The organism is Kocuria sp. UCD-OTCP (assembly GCF_000349605.1).
GTDB lineage: Bacteria > Actinomycetota > Actinomycetes > Actinomycetales > Micrococcaceae > Kocuria > Kocuria rosea.
This window is the reverse complement of sequence record NZ_AOSQ01000002.1, coordinates 109052-127454: the sequence shown is the minus strand read 5'-3', so window position 1 is coordinate 127454 and position 18403 is coordinate 109052. Positions and strand designations below refer to the sequence as shown.

General features: G+C 75.0%; 15 protein-coding genes. 9 read left to right on the top strand and 6 right to left on the bottom strand.

All coding sequences use genetic code 11. The features are described 5' to 3' along the window. Nucleotides 1-85 precede the first annotated feature (85 nt). Complete coding sequence (locus H488_RS21040; RefSeq protein ID WP_017832055.1) at nucleotides 86-412, top strand: hypothetical protein; 327 nt, start codon at nucleotides 86-88, stop codon at nucleotides 410-412. 27 nt (nucleotides 413-439) lie between these two features. Here H488_RS21040 and H488_RS21035 read toward each other — a convergent pair whose 3' ends face one another. After that, entirely contained in the window at nucleotides 440-1381 is a 942-nt protein-coding gene (locus tag H488_RS21035) for a diacylglycerol/lipid kinase family protein (protein ID WP_017832054.1), read from the bottom strand. 160 nt (nucleotides 1382-1541) lie between these two features. Here H488_RS21035 and serS point away from each other — a divergent pair, with 160 nt between their 5' ends. Together serS and H488_RS21025 are read left to right on the top strand one after the other, a co-directional pair. After that, entirely contained in the window at nucleotides 1542-2846 is a 1305-nt protein-coding gene (gene serS / locus H488_RS21030) for a serine--tRNA ligase (protein ID WP_017832053.1), read from the top strand. 74 nt (nucleotides 2847-2920) lie between these two features. Next, nucleotides 2921-3922, top strand: coding sequence for an HAD family hydrolase (locus tag H488_RS21025; protein ID WP_017832052.1), 1002 nt, complete (start codon nucleotides 2921-2923; stop codon nucleotides 3920-3922). A 10-nt stretch (nucleotides 3923-3932) separates the two neighbouring features. Here H488_RS21025 and H488_RS21020 read toward each other — a convergent pair whose 3' ends face one another. Then, complete coding sequence (locus H488_RS21020) at nucleotides 3933-5357, bottom strand: dihydrolipoyl dehydrogenase family protein (protein WP_031282274.1); 1425 nt, start codon at nucleotides 5355-5357, stop codon at nucleotides 3933-3935. Nucleotides 5358-5506: 149 nt separating this feature from the next. Between H488_RS21020 and H488_RS21015 the strand changes: the two genes are divergently transcribed. From H488_RS21015 to H488_RS21000, 4 genes are read left to right on the top strand one after another with little or no spacing between them, the layout of a single operon-like run. Continuing rightward, the gene (locus H488_RS21015) at nucleotides 5507-6148 is read left to right on the top strand and encodes an ABC transporter permease (RefSeq protein ID WP_017832050.1); all 642 of its coding nucleotides are present in this window, start codon (nucleotides 5507-5509) and stop codon (nucleotides 6146-6148) included. Nucleotides 6149-6152: 4 nt separating this feature from the next. Further along, entirely contained in the window at nucleotides 6153-7382 is a 1230-nt protein-coding gene (locus H488_RS21010; RefSeq protein WP_017832049.1) for an ABC transporter ATP-binding protein, read from the top strand. Further along, complete coding sequence (locus tag H488_RS21005; RefSeq protein ID WP_017832048.1) at nucleotides 7379-8191, top strand: ABC transporter permease; 813 nt, start codon at nucleotides 7379-7381, stop codon at nucleotides 8189-8191. The genes H488_RS21010 and H488_RS21005 overlap by 4 nt, the downstream gene beginning before the upstream one ends. Further along, complete coding sequence (locus H488_RS21000) at nucleotides 8188-9168, top strand: glycine betaine ABC transporter substrate-binding protein (protein ID WP_017832047.1); 981 nt, start codon at nucleotides 8188-8190, stop codon at nucleotides 9166-9168. Before H488_RS21005 ends, H488_RS21000 begins: the two co-directional genes overlap by 4 nt. Here the strand turns inward: H488_RS21000 and H488_RS20995 are convergent. From H488_RS20995 to H488_RS20985, 4 genes are all read right to left on the bottom strand, one after another. Then, a complete protein-coding gene (locus H488_RS20995) occupies nucleotides 9126-9788 on the bottom strand; it encodes a hypothetical protein (RefSeq protein ID WP_017832046.1) in 663 nt (220 codons plus the stop codon). The two genes, H488_RS21000 and H488_RS20995, sit on opposite strands and share 43 nt — an antisense overlap. A gap of 52 nt (nucleotides 9789-9840) precedes the next feature. Then, nucleotides 9841-10503, bottom strand: a complete 663-nt coding sequence (locus tag H488_RS0117790) for a hypothetical protein (protein ID WP_150110253.1) — start codon at nucleotides 10501-10503, stop codon at nucleotides 9841-9843. Then, the gene (locus H488_RS20990) at nucleotides 10500-14129 is read right to left on the bottom strand and encodes a TM0106 family RecB-like putative nuclease (RefSeq protein ID WP_017832044.1); all 3630 of its coding nucleotides are present in this window, start codon (nucleotides 14127-14129) and stop codon (nucleotides 10500-10502) included. Before H488_RS20990 ends, H488_RS0117790 begins: the two co-directional genes overlap by 4 nt. Nucleotides 14130-14776: 647 nt before the next feature. Beyond that, on the bottom strand, nucleotides 14777-15304 hold the full coding sequence (locus H488_RS20985; protein ID WP_017832043.1) for an inorganic diphosphatase: 528 nt from the start codon (nucleotides 15302-15304) through the stop codon (nucleotides 14777-14779). Between the two features lie 308 nt (nucleotides 15305-15612). Between H488_RS20985 and dacB the strand changes: the two genes are divergently transcribed. Then, nucleotides 15613-17067 carry a D-alanyl-D-alanine carboxypeptidase/D-alanyl-D-alanine endopeptidase gene (gene dacB, locus H488_RS20980; protein WP_150110252.1) on the top strand — a complete coding sequence of 485 codons (1455 nt, stop codon included), beginning with the start codon at nucleotides 15613-15615 and terminating at the stop codon, nucleotides 17065-17067. A gap of 45 nt (nucleotides 17068-17112) precedes the next feature. Further along, complete coding sequence (locus tag H488_RS20975) at nucleotides 17113-18294, top strand: zinc-dependent metalloprotease (RefSeq protein WP_051063702.1); 1182 nt, start codon at nucleotides 17113-17115, stop codon at nucleotides 18292-18294. Nucleotides 18295-18403: the final 109 nt, after the last annotated feature.

The following is an 18403-nucleotide window of genomic DNA, read 5'->3' as shown; positions in this document are numbered from 1 at the left end:
AGTGCGGGCGCGTCCGTGCCCGCGATCTTCAGCCGGTGTCGATCGACCCCCCGGGTCGGGACCGAGCCCGACCGGAGGTGCCACCATGCCTGCTCCCGCCGTCCGCCGCCTCGCCCTCGCCGCCGCCCCGGCCCTCCTGGCCTGCGCGCTCGCCGCTCCGCCGGCCGCGGCGGCCGCGCCGCCCGAGCCGAGTCAGGTGGTCCGCGTCGAGATCGGCCCGAGCCCCGTCGTCGGGGACCCCCGGACCGCCGACGCCCTCGACCTCGTGCCGGCCTCCCGGGTCGTCCCGGAGCCGGTCGCCTCGGTCACGGACCGCGGGCAGGGCCCGCTCGTGGCCGTGGGACTGGCCGTGCTCGCCCTCGTGGCCGCGTTCGTGGCGGGCCTGAGCCGCCGGCCCGATCCCGCCGACTGACCCGCGGGGCCCGGGCGCCCGTGCGGGTCAGTCGCCCTGGGAGGGCGGAACCCGCACGGAGAGCGCGCCCGGGAGGATCTCGGACTCGAACCCGTTGATCAGCCCGGTGCCGTCCCCGTCCATCTGGGACTCGATGGGCTCGTGGAACTCCACGCGCACCTTCTTCGCGGCGAAGAACTCGATCACGGGCAGGTCGCGCCGCTGCCGGAACACGACCTTGGCGGCCATCAGCGCCCACTCCAGCGTGCTGCGCGGGGACATCACCACGAGGTCCAGCAGGCCGTCGTTGATCTTCGCCTGCGGCACCAGGATCAGGCCCGCGGTGAGGATCCCGCAGTTGGCGGCCATCACGGAGCGGACGCGGCGGCTCTGCCACTCGCCGTCGTCGATCCGGAAGCGGGCCCACCGCGGGGGCGCGATCAGGTGCCGGACCCCGGCCTCCCCGTAGGCCGCCCAGCCGACCAGCTTCTTCAGCTCGTCCCGGGTGTCCGTCATGATCTGGGCGTCGAAGCCCGCCCCGCCCATGACGCAGAACGCGTGGTCCCCCACGGTCCCGTCCTCGAGCTCCACGCGGAACGTGGCCATGTCGATGGCCCGCTCCGCGCCGAAGAGCGCGATGTCCACGTTGCGGTGGGGATCGCCCAGGTCGGCGCCCAGGTTGCGGGCCAGGAGGTTGCCGGTGCCCAGCGGGATGAGGCCCAGCGGGGTGTCGTGGCCGACCAGCGCCTCCGCCACGGCCCGGACGGTGCCGTCGCCGCCGGCGGCGACGACGAGGTCGGCGCCCTGCTCGAGCGCCTCGCGGGTCATCGAGGAGCCCGGGTCGTCCTCCGCGGTCTCGTAGAACACGGGGTCGGGGAACCCGCCCTTGCGGCACCCGATGATCACGGCGTCGCGGGCGACGTCCGCGTCGGCCTTGATGGGGTTGATGACGACGGCGACCCGTTTGGGGGCCACGGGAGTGGCGGTCACGGAAGGACTCCTCGGTTCTGCGGCGCCGGGGACCGGTGGCGCCGTGCGGTGGGGCGGTGGCGCCGCGGCACGGGGCCGCGGGCCCGCGGCGCCGGGCGGATCGCGACGGGCCTCCACCCTAACCCCCGTCGCGTCCGGAGGACTTGGGTACCCTGTCAGGGTGATCGACATCAACCAGCTCCGTGAGAACCCCGACGTCTTCCGCGCCTCGCAGCGTGCCCGCGGGGCGGACGACACCCTGATCGACCGGATCCTGGAGGCGGACGTCGAGCGCCGCCGGCTGATCACCGAGTACGAGTCCCTGCGGGCCGAGCAGAACGCCTTCGGCAAGCAGGTGGCCCGGGCCCAGGGCGAGCAGAAGCAGGCGCTGCTCGCCGAGGTCAAGGAGCTGGCCGCCCGGGTCAAGGAGGCGCAGGCGGCCGCGGAGGCCGCCCGTGCCGGTCAGGACGAGCTCGTCGCGGTCGTCGACAACCTCGTCCTCGACGGCGTCCCCACGGGCGGGGAGGACGACTTCGTCCTGCTCCGGACCGTCGGGGAGCCCCGCGACTTCGCCGCGGAGGGCGTCGAGCCCAGGGACCACCTGGAGATCGGCGAGCTCGTGGACGGCATCGACATGGAGCGGGGGTCCAAGGTCTCCGGCGCCCGGTTCTACTTCCTCAAGCGCGACGTCGCCCGGCTCGAGACCGCCCTGCTGCTCATGGGCCAGGACCAGGCGCTGGACAACGGCTTCGTCCCCATGACCACCCCGAACCTCGTGCGCCCCGAGATCATGAGCGGCACGGGCTTCGACGTCGCCCACTCCGACGAGATCTACCACGTGGGCAAGGACGAGCTGTACCTCGTGGGCACCTCCGAGGTCCCCCTGGCGGGCTACCACGCCGACGAGATCCTCGACCTCTCCGACGGCCCGCTGCGCTACGCCGGCTGGTCCTCCTGCTACCGCCGCGAGGCCGGCTCCGGGGGCAGGGACACCCGGGGCATCATCCGCGTGCACCAGTTCAACAAGCTCGAGATGTTCGTCTACTGCTCCCCGGAGGACGCGGAGGCGGAGCACGCGCGGCTGCTCGCGTGGGAGGAGGAGATGCTCGCCAAGTGCGAGCTCGCCTACCGGGTGATCGACACCGCCGCCGGGGACCTCGGCACCTCCGCGGCCCGCAAGTTCGACTGCGAGGCCTGGGTCCCCACCCAGGGCAAGTACCGGGAGCTGACCTCCACGTCGAACTGCACCACCTACCAGGCGCGGCGGCTCAACATCCGGGAGCGGCTGCCCGAGACCACGGACGCCGCCGGCAAGGTCCGCAAGGGCGGCACCCGCACGGTGGCCACCCTCAACGGGACGCTGGCGACCACCCGCTGGCTGGCCGCCATCCTCGAGACCCACCAGCAGGCCGACGGGTCGGTGCGCGTCCCCGAGGCGCTGCGGCCCTACCTGCGCGGCCAGGAGACCATCCCCGTCCGGCGCTGAGCCGCCGGGAGGCGTTCGGCTCCCGTTCATCTCACATCGACATCTCGGCCATCCTGTCGGTGTGATGTGGCACCATGTCCCGCATGACAAAAGAAAAGACCGCTGGCACCGAGGACCAGCACGAACTCGTCGGCATCAACTCCACCGTCCCGCTGAAGGTCGAGCACTCGGAGGACCTCAGCGACACGGCCGGCGGCACCACCGCGCCCGCGCGCTCCGCCGCCGACGTCCGGATCCCCCTCAAGGTCCAGCCTCCCCGCTCGAACGGGTGGAAGAAGGAGGCGGGCGTCCAGTACCTGGTGGCCCTCGACGTCGACGGCACGCTCGTCGACCACGACGGCCACATGTCCCGCCCGGTGCGCGAGGCGGCCCAGGCCGTGCTCGCGGCCGGCCACCACGTGGTGATCTCCACCGGGCGCTCCAAGGGGGCGACCCTGCCCGTGGTGGAGCTCATCGGCCAGGAGCGCGGCTACGCCGTGTGCTCCAACGGCGGCATGACGCTCGAGCTGGACCCGGAGCTGCCGGCGTACCACCGGGTGCTCGAGTGCGTCTCCTTCGACCCCGGCCAGGCCCTCGAGGCCCTCGAGCAGCGCCTGCCCACCGCGAAGTTCGCCCTCGAGACCGAGGACGGGTCCTTCTACTCCACGGAGCGCTTCCAGGACGCGTCCTTCGGCATCGAGGCGATCGGCGTGGACCTGCACCAGCTGGCGCGGATGAAGGCCGTGCGCATGGTGGTGTACAGCACGGAGCACACCCCGGAGGAGTTCGCCCGGGCGATCGACGAGGCCGGGCTGCACGGCGTCACGTACTCCGTGGGCTGGAGCGCCTGGCTCGACATCGCCGCCAACGGCGTCTCCAAGGCCAGCGCCCTGGAGCAGATCCGCCGCCGGCTCGGCGTGGACCCGTCCCACACGGTCGCCGTCGGCGACGGCCGCAACGACATCGAGATGCTCGACTGGGCCGCCCGCGGCGTGGCCATGGGCCAGTCCCCGGACGAGGTCGCGGCCGCGTGCCACGAGGTGACGCACACGGTCTACGAGGACGGCGTCGCCCGGATCCTGCGCTCCCTGCTCTGAGCCCGGCGGCTCAGAGCCCGTACTCCTCGAGCAGCCGCAGCCAGACCTCGCTGATGGTGGGGAAGACGGGCACCGCGTGCCAGAGCCGCTCCAGCGGCACCTCGCCGACCACGGCGACGGTCGCCGCGTGCAGCAGCTCCGTCACGTCCGGGCCGGCGAAGGTCGCGCCCACGAGGGTCCGGCGCCGCCGGTCGACCACGAGCTGGGCCCAGCCCCGGTAGTCGTCGCGGTGCAGGAGCGCCCCGGCCACGTCGATGGCGTGCTCCACGACGTCCACCTCGAGGCCGTCCGTGCGGGCCTGCTCGGCGGAGCGGCCCACGGAGGCCACCGCGGGGTCGGTGAAGACCACCTGCGGGACGGCGCACCCGTCGGCCGTGGACGCGTACGGGGACCACGGGGGCGCGGACGCCCCCAGCCGGCCGGCCGCGCGCGCCACGACCGCGTCCGCGACGGCGCGCGCCTGGTACTTCCCCTGGTGGGTCAGCAGGGGCCCGCCCGCCGCGTCCCCGGCGGCGTAGAGCCAGCCGCCCTCCGCACCCGCCACGAGGCCCGAGCCGTCGACCCGCAGCGCGGAGGGGTCCAGGCCGAGCTCCTCGAGGCCCAGGTCCGCGAGCGCGGGCCGCCGCCCCGTGCTCACCAGCAGCTGCTCCGCGGACACGGTCCCGCCGCCCTCGAGGTCGAGCTCGACACCGCCGCCGGCGGACCGGACCCGCTCCGTGGCCCGCCCCTCGACGACCGTGACGCCCTCGGCGTCGAGGGCCTCGGCGACCAGCCGCGCGGCGGTGGACGGGAAGGCGCTCAGCAGCCGGCTGCGGGCGACCACCGTGACCCGGGAGCCCAGGCGGGCGAAGGCCTGCGCGAGCTCCGTGCCGGCCACGCCCCCGCCGAGCACCGCCAGGGACCCGGGGACCTCCTGGGCGGCGGTGGCGTCGCGCGTGCCCCAGAACGGCACGTCCCCGAGACCCGGGACCGGGGGCACGACCGGCCGCGAGCCCGTGGCCAGCACCACGGCGTGCCGGGCCTCGAGCACCCGGACGCCGCCGTCCTCGGCGGTGACCCGGACCCGCCGGGGCCCGGCCAGCGCGCCCCGGCCCCGGACCAGGTCCACGCCGGCCCCGGCCAGCCACTCCGCCTGGCCGGTGTCGTCCCAGTGCGCCGCGAACCCGTCCCGGCGGCGCAGCACCGCCGCCGCGTCCGGCGGGCCGGTGACGGCCTCGGCCGCCCCGGCCACTCCGCGGGCCGCCTCGAGGGCCGCGCCCGGGCGCAGCAGCGCCTTCGAGGGCGTGCACGCCCAGTAGGAGCACTCCCCGCCCACGAGCTCCGCCTCGACGAGCGCGGCGCTCAGCCCGCCCCGCACCACGCGGTCGGCCGCGTTCTCGCCGACCGGACCACCGCCGATCACCACCACGTCGTACCTGTCCCGGGGCTCTGTCATGCCCCGAGTCTGCCAACGGGCGCGCCGCCCGACAACAGCCCCGACGGCGCTCGGGCAGGTGTGATCCGGGCCATCTCCATGAGAACGGAGTGCTAGCCTTCTTGCCAGGCCGGGTGACCACGTCATCGACGACGACCGAAGGGTGTGCCGTGATCGAGTACGTCTCCGACCGGTGGGAACAGATCCTCTTCGCCAGCTGGCAGCACTTCTCCCTGGTGGTCCAGTGCCTGGTCCTGGCCACGGTCCTGGCGGTGGCCCTCGCGGCGCTGTGCTACCGCTCGCCCCGGCTCACGACCGTGGCCAACAACGTCTCGGCCGTGGGGCTGACCATCCCGTCCTTCGCGCTCATCGGCCTGCTGATCGCCCCGCTGGGGTTCGGGGTGGCCCCCGCCGTCGTCGTCGTCACCTTCTTCGCCGTCCTCCCCGTCCTGCGCAACGCGCTCGTGGGGCTCGCCGGGGTCCCGCAGGCCACCGTTGAGGCGGCGCGCGGGCTCGGCATGAGCAGGGCGGCGACCTTCCTGCGCGTGGAGCTGCCGATGGCGTGGCCGGTCATCCAGGCCGGCATGCGGGTCTCGGCGCAGATGGTGATGGGCGTGGCCGCCATCGCCGCCTACGTGCTCGGCCCCGGCCTGGGCGGCTTCATCTTCTCGGGCCTGTCGCGGCTCGGGGGCGCCAACTCCTTCGCGTCGGTCGTCACCGGCGTCGTGGCCGTCATCGTCGTCGCACTCATCCTGGACGGGCTGCTCGTGCTGCTCGGCCGGCTCACCACATCGCGAGGTATCCGTGTCTGACTCCATGACCACCCCCCGCACAGACTCCTCCGTCACCGGGGCCCGGATCCTGCTGGAGAACGTCTCCAAGCGCTACCCCGGGCAGGCCAAGGCCGCGGTCGACGGCCTGACGCTCGAGATCCCCGCGGGCAGCATCGTCATGCTCGTGGGCCCCTCCGGCTGCGGCAAGACCACCACGCTGAAGATGATCAACCGGCTCATCGAACCCACCGAGGGCCGGATCGTCATCGACGGCCAGGACGTGACCTCGATGAACGGCGACGAGCTGCGCCGCGGCATCGGCTACGTGATCCAGGCCGGCGGGCTGTTCCCGCACATGAGCGTGGCCACCAACATCGGCATGGTCCCGAAGATGCTCGGCTGGGACAAGCAGCGCATCGCCGCCCGCGTGGACGAGCTGCTCGAGCTCGTCTCCCTCGACCCGGCCGTCTACCGCGACCGGTACCCGAGAGAGCTCTCCGGGGGCCAGCAGCAGCGCGTCGGGGTGGCCCGCGCCCTGGCCGCGGACCCGCCCGTGCTGCTCATGGACGAGCCGTTCGGGGCCGTGGACCCCATCACCCGTCAGCGGCTCCAGGACGAGCTCATCAACATCCAGCACGAGCTGCAGAAGACCATCGTGTGCGTGACCCACGACTTCGACGAGGCGGTCAAGCTCGGCGACTGGATCGCGGTCTTCGACGAGGGCGCCCGGATCGTCCAGTACGACGCCCCGGAGCGCGTCCTGGCGGAACCGGCGGACGAGTTCGTGGAGGACTTCATCGGCTCGGGCGCGGGGCTCAAGCAGCTCACCCTCACCCGGGTCCGGGAGGTCGACCTCGTCCCCGCGGTGACCACCCGCCCCGGCGAGGACGTCCGGGCGGTGCTCGGGCGGGTCGACGAGGCGGGCACTCGGGACGTCGTCGTGGTCGACGACCGCGGCCGGCCGCTGTCCTGGCCCTCCCGCCGTCAGCTCGAGCGCTTCGGGACCGTCCCCGGGGAGCGCAACGACCGCCTGCCCCTGGTCGGCACGGGCGCCACGCTCAACGACGCGCTGGACACGATGCTCGTCTCCAGCACGGGGGCCGCGCTCGTGGTGGGGCCGCGGGACCGGTTCGAGGGCGTCATCTACGTCGAGACCGTCATGGCCGCGATCACCGAGGCCCGCCGGACCGTGGCCGCGGAGGACGCGCCCCTCGGCCACAACACGGGCGAGATGCCCGCGGTCAGCGCGAGCCCGGGAGGCGGGGACCGATGAGCGCACAGACCGAGCGCCCCGCCGCCGCGGAGCCGGAGCCCGCCGACGACCCCGTGTCACGCCCGGCCACGGCCGACCCGGACCAGCGCACCTGGAAGGGCCTGCTCCTGCAGCCCGTGGCGATCCTCGCGGCGCTGGGCCTGCTCGTGCTCTGGCTGACCACGGCGGAGCTCACCGAGACGGAGGCTGTGACCCTGAGCCCCGCATCGCTGTGGGCCCTGACCCTGGAGCACCTGCAGCTGACGGTCGTGGCCACGGTGGTGGTCCTGCTCATCGCGATCCCGGTCGGCATCCTCCTGACCCGCAGACCGCTGCGCTTCCTCACGGGCCCGGTCATCGCGCTGGCGAACGTCGGCCAGGCCGCCCCGGCGGTGGGCCTCGTCGTCCTGTTCGCCTTCTGGTTCGGCTTCGGCTTCCGGGCGGCCGTGGTCGCCCTGATCGTCTACGCGATCCTGCCCGTCCTGAAGAACACGATGGTGGGCCTCGACGGCGTGGACCGCAGCCTCGTCGAGGCCGGGCGGGGCATGGGGATGAGCGCCGCCGCGGTCCTGTTCCGGGTCGAGCTGCCCTTGGCCGTGCCCGTCATGCTGGCCGGCGTGCGCACCGCCCTGATCCTGGTGGTCGGCACCGCGACCCTCGCCACGTTCATCAACGGCGGCGGGCTCGGGCTGCTGATCACCACCGGGGTCAACCTCAACCTCGTGCGGGTGCTGATCGCCGGCTCGATCCTCGTGGCGCTGCTCGCCCTCGCCATCGACTGGGTCGGCCGTGTCGTGGAGCACGTCGCGCGGCCGAAGGGACTGCGATGAGAACCTCCCGCGCCGCCGGCGGCGCCCTGCTGCTCTCCTGCGCCGGCCTGCTGCTGACCGGTTGCGGGCTCGAGCCGTCCACGGCCTACGTGCCCGACGCCGCGCCCGGCTCCATCCGGCCCGTCGAGGGCGCGGAGGGGACCGAGGTGCGGGTGACGTCCAAGAACTTCACCGAGCAGCTGATCCTCGGCAAGATCGGGGTGCTCGCGGTGCAGGCCGCCGGCTTCGAGACCGAGGACATCACCAACGTGCCCGGGTCCCAGCCGGTGCGCGAGCTCATGCTCTCCGGGGACGCCGATCTCACCTTCGAGTACACCGGCACGGCCTGGCTGACCTACCTCGGGCGGGCGGAGGGCATCCCGGACCAGCAGGAGCAGTGGCGGGCCGTGTACGAGGAGGACCTCGGCAACGGGCTGACGTGGGGCGCCCCGGCGGCCCTCAACAACACCTACGCCATGGCCGTGCGCTCCGAGTACGCCGAGGCCAACGACCTGGCGACCGTCTCGGACATCGCGGACCTGCCGGTGGCCGAGCGGACGTTCTGCGTGGAGTCGGAGTTCAACTCCCGCAGCGACGGGATGACCCCCCTGCTGGCCCACTACGGCCTGGACCGCGGCAGCGAGGTGCCCGAGGGCAACATCGGCATCTACGACACCGGCGCGATCTACTCGGCGACCGACGACGGGGAGTGCAACTTCGGGGAGGTCTTCTCCACGGACGGCCGCATCCCGGCCCTGGACCTGACCGTGCTCGAGGACGACCGGCAGTTCTTCCCCGCCTACAACGCCGCCCCCGTCTTCAGCACGGAGCTGCTGGACGAGTTTCCCGCGCTCGAGCAGGTCCTGGAGCCGATCGCCGCGGCGCTCACCGACGACGTGATGCAGGAGCTCAACCGGCAGGTGGACGTCGAGGGGCGGGACCCGGCCGACGTCGCCTACGAGTGGATGCTCTCCGAGGGGTTCATCGTCGAGCCCTGAGCCCCGCCCGCCGGGCCGCCCCGGGCCGGCTCGCACAGGCCCAGCAGCCGGGCCGCCGCGGGCCGGGCGTCCTGCTCCTCCTGCCACAGGGAGCGGGCCACCGCCTTGGAGACCGCCTGCGGGGAGATGCCGAGCTCGGCGGCCACGGCCTTCTGCTGGCCGCGGGCCCCCGGCACGAGCAGGTCGACCACGCGCCACTCCGCGTCGCTGCGCTCCGCCACGATCCGGCCCAGCAGCCGCAGCACGGCCTGCGCCTGCGCCGCGGCGGGCGCGTCCTCGGCGACCACGCGCACCGGCACCCGGCCCGCGGCGGCCTCGGCGGCGGCGCGCGCGTGCGCCGTCCCGGGGCCGTCGGCGCGCAGGCCCGTCCGGCCCTCCGGGTCGGTCGCCGTCTCCAGCCGGACCGGCCCCACCCCGACCCCCACGCTCCAGGCCGATCCGCGCAGACCGGCGAGCGCGGCCGCGACCGCGGCGCCGGGATCGGCGGTGATGCCCTGCACCGCGTGCGCCCGGGCGCGCTGGAACGGCACCACGGTCTCGAGGTCCGCGAGGCGGCGCAGGAGGCCCGGCACGAGGTCGCCCGCCTCGCGGCGGCGCTGGTCCAGGGTCACGACGTACACGGTCCCAGTATCGGGCACGGGGGCCGCGGGGGAGCGGGGGCGCGGCGGGGACTCACTCCCAGAACCGCGGCTCGATGTCGACCCCCTGCACGATGAGCTCGTCCTCGAGGGGCTCCCGGCACACCACGGGCAGGCGCAGGCAGCCGATGCGGTCGTCGGGGCCGAAGTAGGCGGTGAGCCGGTCGAAGCCCTGCCGGAACGGGGCCAGCTCCTTGGCCGTGGCGGCGACCTCCGCCAGGTCGGCGTCGGAGCCGAGCACCCAGAAGGAGTCCGGGTCGGTCAGCTGGAGCAGTCCCACGGCCGCCCCGGCGTCGTTGTTCTCGGTCCCGGCCCAGCCCGGGACCCGCAGCCACCCGCCCGGTGCCGCCGCGCCCAGGGCCGGCGCCAGGGGGTCGTACTCCCACGCCCGGGCCTGCTGCAGCCACGCGGGCGGCGCCGGGAGGTAGAGCGGGCCGTCGAGGTCCACGGGCCACCGGGCGGCGGCGAACGCCCCGGCGTCCACGCGGTCCCAGAACTGCTCCGCGGTGAGGTCGGTGCCCACGCTGTTGAGCGCCGCCCCGGGATCGTCCTGGTGCATGCCGTGCCAGTAGGTGGGGCGGGTCCGGACGTCGGCGCGCCGCAGCAGGGCGTCCAGCTCCTCCAGGTGGGCCGGCTCGCCGAGCACCACCGTCCTGGACTCGAAGTGCAGGACGTAGGGCACGCGCTCGGTGCTCACGGCAGCCCCGCGGGCCGTCCGCGGCGGCACAGCCGCGTGAAGCGGCCGAGCACCTGCAGCGCCTCCGGGGTGGCGGGCAGGTAGTCCGTCAGGGCGGGGGAGCGCACCACCACGGCGCACCACTGCCCCCGGGAGACCGCCACGTTGAGCCGGTTGGGGGAGAGCAGGAACTCCATCCCTCGGGGGCCGTCGGCCGCGGAGGCGGCCATCGACACGATCACGACGGGGGCCTCCTGGCCCTGGAACCGGTCGACGGTGCCCACCCGGACCCCGCCGCCGTCCTCGTCCCGCAGGCCCGCGGCGGCGAGCTCCCGGCCGATCAAATCGACCTGGGCGTTGTACGCGGCCACCACGAGCACGTCCTCGGGCGCCAGCGGCACGGGGGGTGCCCCCGGACCGGAGCGCCACGGCGTCCCGGCGAACTCGTGCACCAGCTCCACGACGCGCCGGGCCTCCTCGGGGGAGGCCGTGCGGTTGCCGGTGTGCTCGACGTAGCAGGTGCGCAGGCCCGGGGCCACGCCGGTGAGCTCTCGGCGGCTCGCGGCCGGGGCGGACCCGAGCCGCCCGGCGTAGGAGAGCTCGGAGACCGGTTCGCACAGGGCCGGGTGCATTCGCCACGTGCGGTCCAGGAAGTAGCCGTGCTCGGCGGGCAGGGTGGGCGAGCCGTGGGAGAGCCAGCCCAGCGCCGACTCGTCCACGGGCAGGGGGTGGGTGCCCTGCGAGACCTGCGGCAGCTGCTGCGGGTCGCCCAGCAGCAGCAGGCGCCGCGCGGCCCGGGACACGGCCAGGGTGTTGGCCAGCGAGTACTGCCCGGCCTCGTCGACCACGAGCAGGTCCAGGGCCTCGTCCTCGAGGTGCTTGGCGTTGGAGAAGTCCCACGCGGTGCCGCCCACCACGGCGCCGCCGTCCGCCAGGAACGCGGCGAAGTCCTTCCCCGGGACGTCGCGCCACGGCGTCTCCCGGTCCGCGGGCCGGCCCGAGGGCGGCTTCTTGCCGACGCGCTCGGGGGCGACCCCGCCCTTCTCGAGCACCCCGGTGAGGAGGTTCTCGACGACGGCGTGGGACTGCGCCACCACGCCGATCCGCCAGCCGGCCTCCACGAGCCGGCCGATCACGTGGGAGCCGAGGAACGTCTTGCCGCTGCCCGGGGGCCCCTGGACGGCGAGGAAGCTGCGGTCGAGCGAGCGCAGGGCACGCACCACGGCGTCGATCGTGCCGTCGGGGCCGTCGTGCGGGCGGGGCAGGGGGCTGCCGTCCGCGGGCCGCGGCGCCCGGCGCTGCAGCAGCTCGAGGCCGGGCTGCCGCGGGAGCTCCGGCAGGGCGTCGGCCGTGCGGGCGGCGAGGGTCTGCAGGGACTCCTCGAGGGAGCGGGTGGCGATCGGCTGGGCCGGGCCCAGTGCGATCGGCAGCTCCGCCCAGGGCTCGGGGGCCGGGGCGTCCCGCGGCTTCTTCAGCCGTTCGCGCACGGTGAGCACCGCCGTGCCGTCCTCGTGCTCCTCGACGTGCTCGAGGGCGGCGGTCCAGTCCCCGGCGCGGCCGCTGCCGCGCGGGGCGGCGTCCTCGGCCAGGTGCGCGGGCACGGGGGCCCCGTACATCAGGAACAGCCCGGCGGTGCCGGGTCTGGGGGTGGAGCCCTCGCCGAACCGGCCCGCGAGGCGCAGGAGCCGGGTGGGTGCGGCGCTGCTGCGCTTGCCCGGGTCCTTCGCCCAGTCCTCCAGGACCTCCGCGCGCCGGACCACGAACACGTCGCGGGTGTCCTCCCAGTCCTCCACGGGGCCCTCGAGGCGGTCGAAGTGGGACCACCAGTACTGCTTGCGCTCGCGCCGGTGGTAGCCGGTGGCGGAGGCGACCATCGCGACGGCCGTGCGCTGCTCCTCGGTCAGGACGTCCCGCGCGGACGGGTCGTCCAGGTGCTCGTGCAGGCGCTGCTCGGCACCGGTCATCCCGGCGTCCGGCAGCTCCTCGGGCAGCTCGAGCCGCTCCTGGGCGGGGCGCGGCGGGTGGTCCGCCGGGTCCGGGGAGATCCCGGCGAGGCCCAGCAGCCAGTCCCGCAGCCGCAGGGTCGAGAGGCAGTCGTAGGCGTTGTAGTCGGCGATCCCGGCCAGCAGCCGCGCCGCGTCCTCCTCCCGCCCGGCCGCCCGGGCCGTGCACCAGTCGGCGTAGGCGACCACCGACGCACCGGCGTCCACGACGTCCCCGGTGCGCAGGTGCTCGCCCATGTAGAGCGGCTCCAGCTTCTTGATGGAGTACGAGCTCTCCGACAGCCGCAGGCTTCCCCGCACGGTGTCGTAGAGGTCCACCAGCACGTTCTCGCGCAGCAGCTCGTCCACGGCGTCCTCGCCCACGGCGTGCACGAGCGAGAGCCGGCGCAGGGCCGCCTTCTCGTAGTTCGCGTAGTGGTAGACGTGCATGCCGGGGAAGCGCCGGCGCCGTTCGGCCACGTAGTCGAGGAACGCCCGGAGCGCGTCCCGCTCCTGGCCCCGGGAGTGCGCCCAGAACGGCCGGAAGACGGGGGCGGCGCCGGGCTCCGGGGGCTGCTCCACGACGCCGAACAGGTACTCGAGCCCCCAGGACGTCGCGTCCCCCGGGTCCTGCCACAGCGGGTCGCCCTCGAAGTCGAAGAACACGTCCCCGGCGTCCGGGGCGGGCAGCCGCCGCACGGGGTCCGTGGCCGTGACCCGGTAGGCGATCCGGCGGATCCCCCCGTCCTTCCCGTACTCGACCGAGCCGTCCTCCCCGCCCCGGCCGGTCTGCATGGCCGCCTGGTCCCGCAGCCGCCGCAGCGCGGCGGGGAGCCGCCGGTCCTCCAGCAGCGCGAGCTCGTCGACGGTGCGCACGCCGTGCCGGTCGCGCAGCGTACGGCGCACCCGCACGGACAGCCCCGCCGTCAGCAGCAGGTCCCGGTGCTCGGCGACGGCCCGGGCGCAGTGCTCGCACCGGCCGCAGCGGGCGACGTCGTCGTCCTGCCAGTCCACGGGCCCGGGCCGCGCCCGGTGCGCGGCGGCGGCCGCGACGAACCGCTCCCGGCGCTCGCGGTAGACCGCCAGGTGCTCGGAGACGGGGAAGACCGCCTCCCGCTGGTCGCCGAGGACCAGGGTGACCTCGGGGGCCACGTCCACCCCGGCCCGCTCGAGCTGGTCGGCGTAGGCGGCGAGCTGGAGCAGGGCGGTGACCTTGGCGTGCCGGGCGAGCTTGGTGTCGTGCACCGCGTACGCGCCGTCCGGGCGGCGGACGAGGAAGTCGGCGCGGCCGTGGAAGGCACCGTCGAAGAAGGAGGCCTGGAAGACCACGTCGGCGCCCGCGCGCAGGGCGTCCAGGGACTCGGCGTGCTTGGCGGTCAGCTCGTCCCGGTCCATCCGCCGGGCCGGCTCGACCTCGTGCACCCCCCGTCCGGTCGCCGCGTCCCACGGGCCGAACGCCGCCAGGTGCGCGGCCAGGACCCGGTGCTCGTGGGCGTCGCCCAGCTCGGCCGTGCGGGCGAGCATCGCGTCCCGCTCCGGGGCCCGGCGCGGCGCCCGCCCCAGCTTCTCGTCCAGGACGCACAGGCTCGCGTAGGGGCACTCGGCCGCGCGCACCAGGTCGCTCGCGGAGAAGACGAGGTCCGCCTCAGGGCCCAGCAGGAACATGCGCATCCTTCCGACGGCGCCGGGTCCGTCCCGGGTCCGCGTCCATCGAACCACAGGGACCGGACGTCACAAGGAGGGCGGGACCGGCAGCGCAGGACGGGGATCGGCCGGCAGGTCCTCGGACCTGCCGGCCGACTCCCGGGGGCCGGTGACCGGCCCGCCGGGATGGACCGGGAGAGATCGATGGGATGCGGCGCGGGTGGGGGGACCCCCGCCGCCACCGGGCACCTCGCGGGTGCGCTCCGGCGACCTCGATCCCGGTCGGCGGCCCGGATGCCGATGGGGGGATGCATCCTGGGGCCGTCGGGCCGGCTGAGCCGGCCGATCCCAATATAACGAAATTCATGGAATCCCTGTAGGGCGCACGTCACGCGCCGACCCGGGTCGGGCCCGGGGCCCCGGACGCGCGGGGGCCGGGGACCCTCCGGTCCCCGGCCCCCGCGCGTGCCCGTCCGCTCAGTCGGTGGACGGGGCCTTCTCCTCGGCCTCGGCGGCCGAGTCGTAGTGGGACTGCTCGNCCAATATAACGAAATTCATGGAATCCCTGTAGGGCGCACGTCACGCGCCGACCCGGGTCGGGCCCGGGGCCCCGGACGCGCGGGGGCCGGGGACCCTCCGGTCCCCGGCCCCCGCGCGTGCCCGTCCGCTCAGTCGGTGGACGGGGCCTTCTCCTCGGCCTCGGCGGCCGAGTCGTAGTGGGACTGCTCGAAACGCTCGCGGGCCTCCTCGACGAGGCGCTCGGCGGTCTCCCGGCCCTCCCAGCCCTCGCCCTTGACCCACTTGTTGGGCTCGAGGTCCTTGTAGCGCTCGAAGAAGTGCTGGATCTCCTTGAGCTTGTACTCGTCGATGTCGTCGAGACCCTGGATGTGGTCGTAGCGCTTGTCCGTGGACACGCACAGGATCTTCGCGTCCCCGCCGGCCTCGTCGTTCATGTTGAACACGGCGATGGGGCGTGACTCCACGAGCACGCCCGGGACGATCTCGAAGTCCAGGAGCACGAGGGCGTCCAGGGGGTCGCCGTCCTCGCCCAGGCTGTCCTCGAAGTAGCCGTAGTGCGCGGGGTACTGCATCGACGTGAACAGGACGCGGTCCAGGCGGAGGCGGCCGGTCTCGTGGTCGATCTCGTACTTGACGCGCGATCCCCGGGGGATCTCGATGGTGACGTCCAACTCCATGGTGCTTCTCCTCGTGCTGGATGGGCCCGGAAGGGCCGGAAAGGGCTGACAGCGGCCGAGCGCGGCCGCACCACCCGGGCGGGGTGGGGCAGATCCGAGACCCACGATAGCGGCGGCCCTTTTCGAATCTTTTTTAGCAACCCCGTTCCGGGGAGGCTCCCGATCGACCCCGTGGGCGCCCGCGCCCCGAGGAAGCAGCGACACCCATGAACGTGCTGATCATCNTGGGCGGCCCGGCCCGCCGCGGCGCCGCTCCGGGGCCGGCGCCGGAGCCGCCGCGGCGCCGCGGACCGGGCCACAATGGGGGCATGAGCAGTCCCCGACGCCACGGTCCCCCCGCCGGGCGACGGCGGCCGCGGGCCCGTCCGGGCCCCGGTCACCGCGCCCTGACGGCGCTGCTCGCCGCCGGCTGCGTGGGCGTGGCGGGCTGGCTGCACCCCCACTGGGCCCCCGCGCTGGGCCTGGCCGGGAACGACCTCCCGGCGGCCCGAGTCCTCCCCGCGGAGGCGCCCGCCCCCGCCGGGGCCGTTCCCCCCGACCCGGCCGCCCCCGTGCCCGGCGCCGCCGAGGTGGCCGCGGCGGTGGAGCCCGTGCTCGCCGGCACCGCCGGACGGCGCTCCGTCCTCGTGGCCGACGCCCTCACCGGGGAGCCGCTGCTCGAGCGGGACGCGGACGCGCCCCTGGTCCCGGCCTCCAACCAGAAGCTCGTCACGGCGCTGTCCCTGCTCACCCACGCCGACCCCGGCCGGCGCCTGCGCACCACGGTGGTCGAGGGGCCGGAGCCGGGCACGGTGGTGCTGGTGGCCGGCGGGGACACCCTGCTGAGCCCGGGCGGCTCCGACCCGGACGCCGTGCTGGGCCGGGCCGGGATCCGGACCCTGGCGCAGGAGACGGCCGAGGCGCTCGCCGAGCGCGGGGCGGCCGGGCCCACCGCCGTGCGGTGGGACGCGAGCCTGTTCGCCGGACCGGACGTCAACGAGGACTGGGCCGCGGGGGACGTCGCGGCGGGGCAGATCGGGCCGGTCGCGCCCATGGCGTTCTGGTCCCACCGCGTGCCCGCGGGGGAGGGGCCGTCGGCGGAGCGGCCCGTGGACGCGGCGCAGGACGTCGCCGAGGTCTTCGCGGCCGAGCTCGCGGCCCGGCTCCCCGGGGGCGGGGCGCCCTCCGTCCCCGCGGTCGCGCCCGGCCGGGCGCCCGAGGGTGCGGCCGAGCTGGCCGCCGTCGAGTCCGCGACCCTCGCCGAGCAGGCCGAGCTCATGCTGCAGGACTCCGACAACCACCTCGCCGAGGTCCTCTCGCGGCTCGCGGCCCGGGCCGCGGACCGGCCCGCGAGCATCGCCGGCGGCCGTGCCGCCGCGGCCGCGGCGCTCGAGGCGCACGGCGTCCCGGCGCCGGGCGCCGTGCTCTCCGACGCGTCCGGGATGTCCCTGCGCAACCGCATCCCCGCCCGCGCGCTCGAGCAGGTCGTGCGGGCCATGGTCACCGACCCCACGGGGGCGCTGACCCCCGGCGCCCGGGCGCTCCCGGTGGCCGGCGGCAGCGGGACCCTCGCCGGCCGGTTCGACGACGACGCCGAGCGCCCCGGGCGAGGCCTGGCGCGGGCGAAGACGGGCACGCTGAACTCCGTGGTCGCCCTCAGCGGGCACGTCAGCACGGACGGGGGGCGGCTGCTGACGTTCTCCGTGGTGCTCAACGAGGTCGCCGACCCCGCCGCCGCCCGGGACGCCGTGGACCGCGCGGTGGCGGCCCTGGCCCTCCTGTGACGGTCCGCGCCGGGCGCTCCCAGGCGCGTGTGGTTGCATGAGGCCATGAGCGCAGCACAACGACCGCCGGAGACGGACGCGCCCGGGATCGTCCGGTGGGACCTCGCGGCCTCAGCCGCCGCCCGGCTCACGCCGCCGGGGCCGAGGATGTCCGCCCGGGCCATGCAGGCGGCGGTGGCCTCCATGCGCCGCCACGCCGAGGCGTCCGTGGACCACGTCCACCGGATCACCGGGCTCGAGGCGGCGCGGGACCTGCGGGACTCCACCGTGCTGGTCGTGGACCGCGCCGGGTGGTCGAAGGCCAACGCCCAGGCCTTCGAGGTGCTCATGGAACCGGCGGTCGAGGCCCTGCGCCGGCGCCGCCCGGAGCAGTTCGGCGCGGCCGCCACCGCCCTCGGCGGCACGGCCACCGCCATGGAGATGGCGGCGGTGCTCGGGTTCCTCTCCGCGAAGGTCCTGGGCCAGTACGACCCGTACGCCGGGCTGGTCTCCGCCGTGGCCGCGCAGCGGCACCCCGGCGGGCGGCTGATGCTCGTCGCGCCCAACATCCTCACGGTCGAGCGGGAGCTCAACGTCGAGCCGGAGGACTTCCGGCTGTGGGTCTGCCTGCACGAACAGACCCACCGCGTCCAGTTCGCCGCGGCCCCGTGGCTGCGCGAGCACATGATCGAGCAGATCAACGAGCTCGCCGACTCCCTCATGGGGCACGCCGAGACCCTCGGGGCGCGGCTCACGGAAGCGGTCCGCTCCCTGCCCGGGCGCGGCGCGGGGGCGGAGGAGCCCCGGGCCTCCCTCGGCGTGGTGGGCCTGCTCATGGGGCGGCGGGAGCGGGAGGTGCTCTCCCACCTCACCGCCGTGATGAGCCTGCTCGAGGGGCACGCGAACTTCGTGATGGACGGGGTGGACGCCTCCGTGGTGCCCTCCGTGAAGACGATCCGGCGGCGCTTCGAGCGGCGCTCCGAGCTCCAGGGCAGCCTCGACCGCTTCGTCCGGCGCCTGCTCGGGATGGACGCGAAGATGCGCCAGTACAGCGACGGCCAGCGGTTCGTCACGACCGTGGTGGGGACCGTGGGGCTGGAGTCGTTCAACCGGATCTGGGAGGCCCCGGAGCACCTTCCCACGGAGGTCGAGATCCACGCCCCGGAGCGCTGGATCGAGCGCGTGCTGGGCCCGGGCGCACCGCCGCGCCGGCTCCTCCCCGCCCCGGAGCCGCCGGGAATGTGGTAGACACCACGCACCCCCGTTTGACATGCAGATTCATACACATTACGGGTGGGGCGCCCCGCCTCGGAGACCTCGGTCACGGCGCGACACGCGGTAGGCCGGATCACCTTTG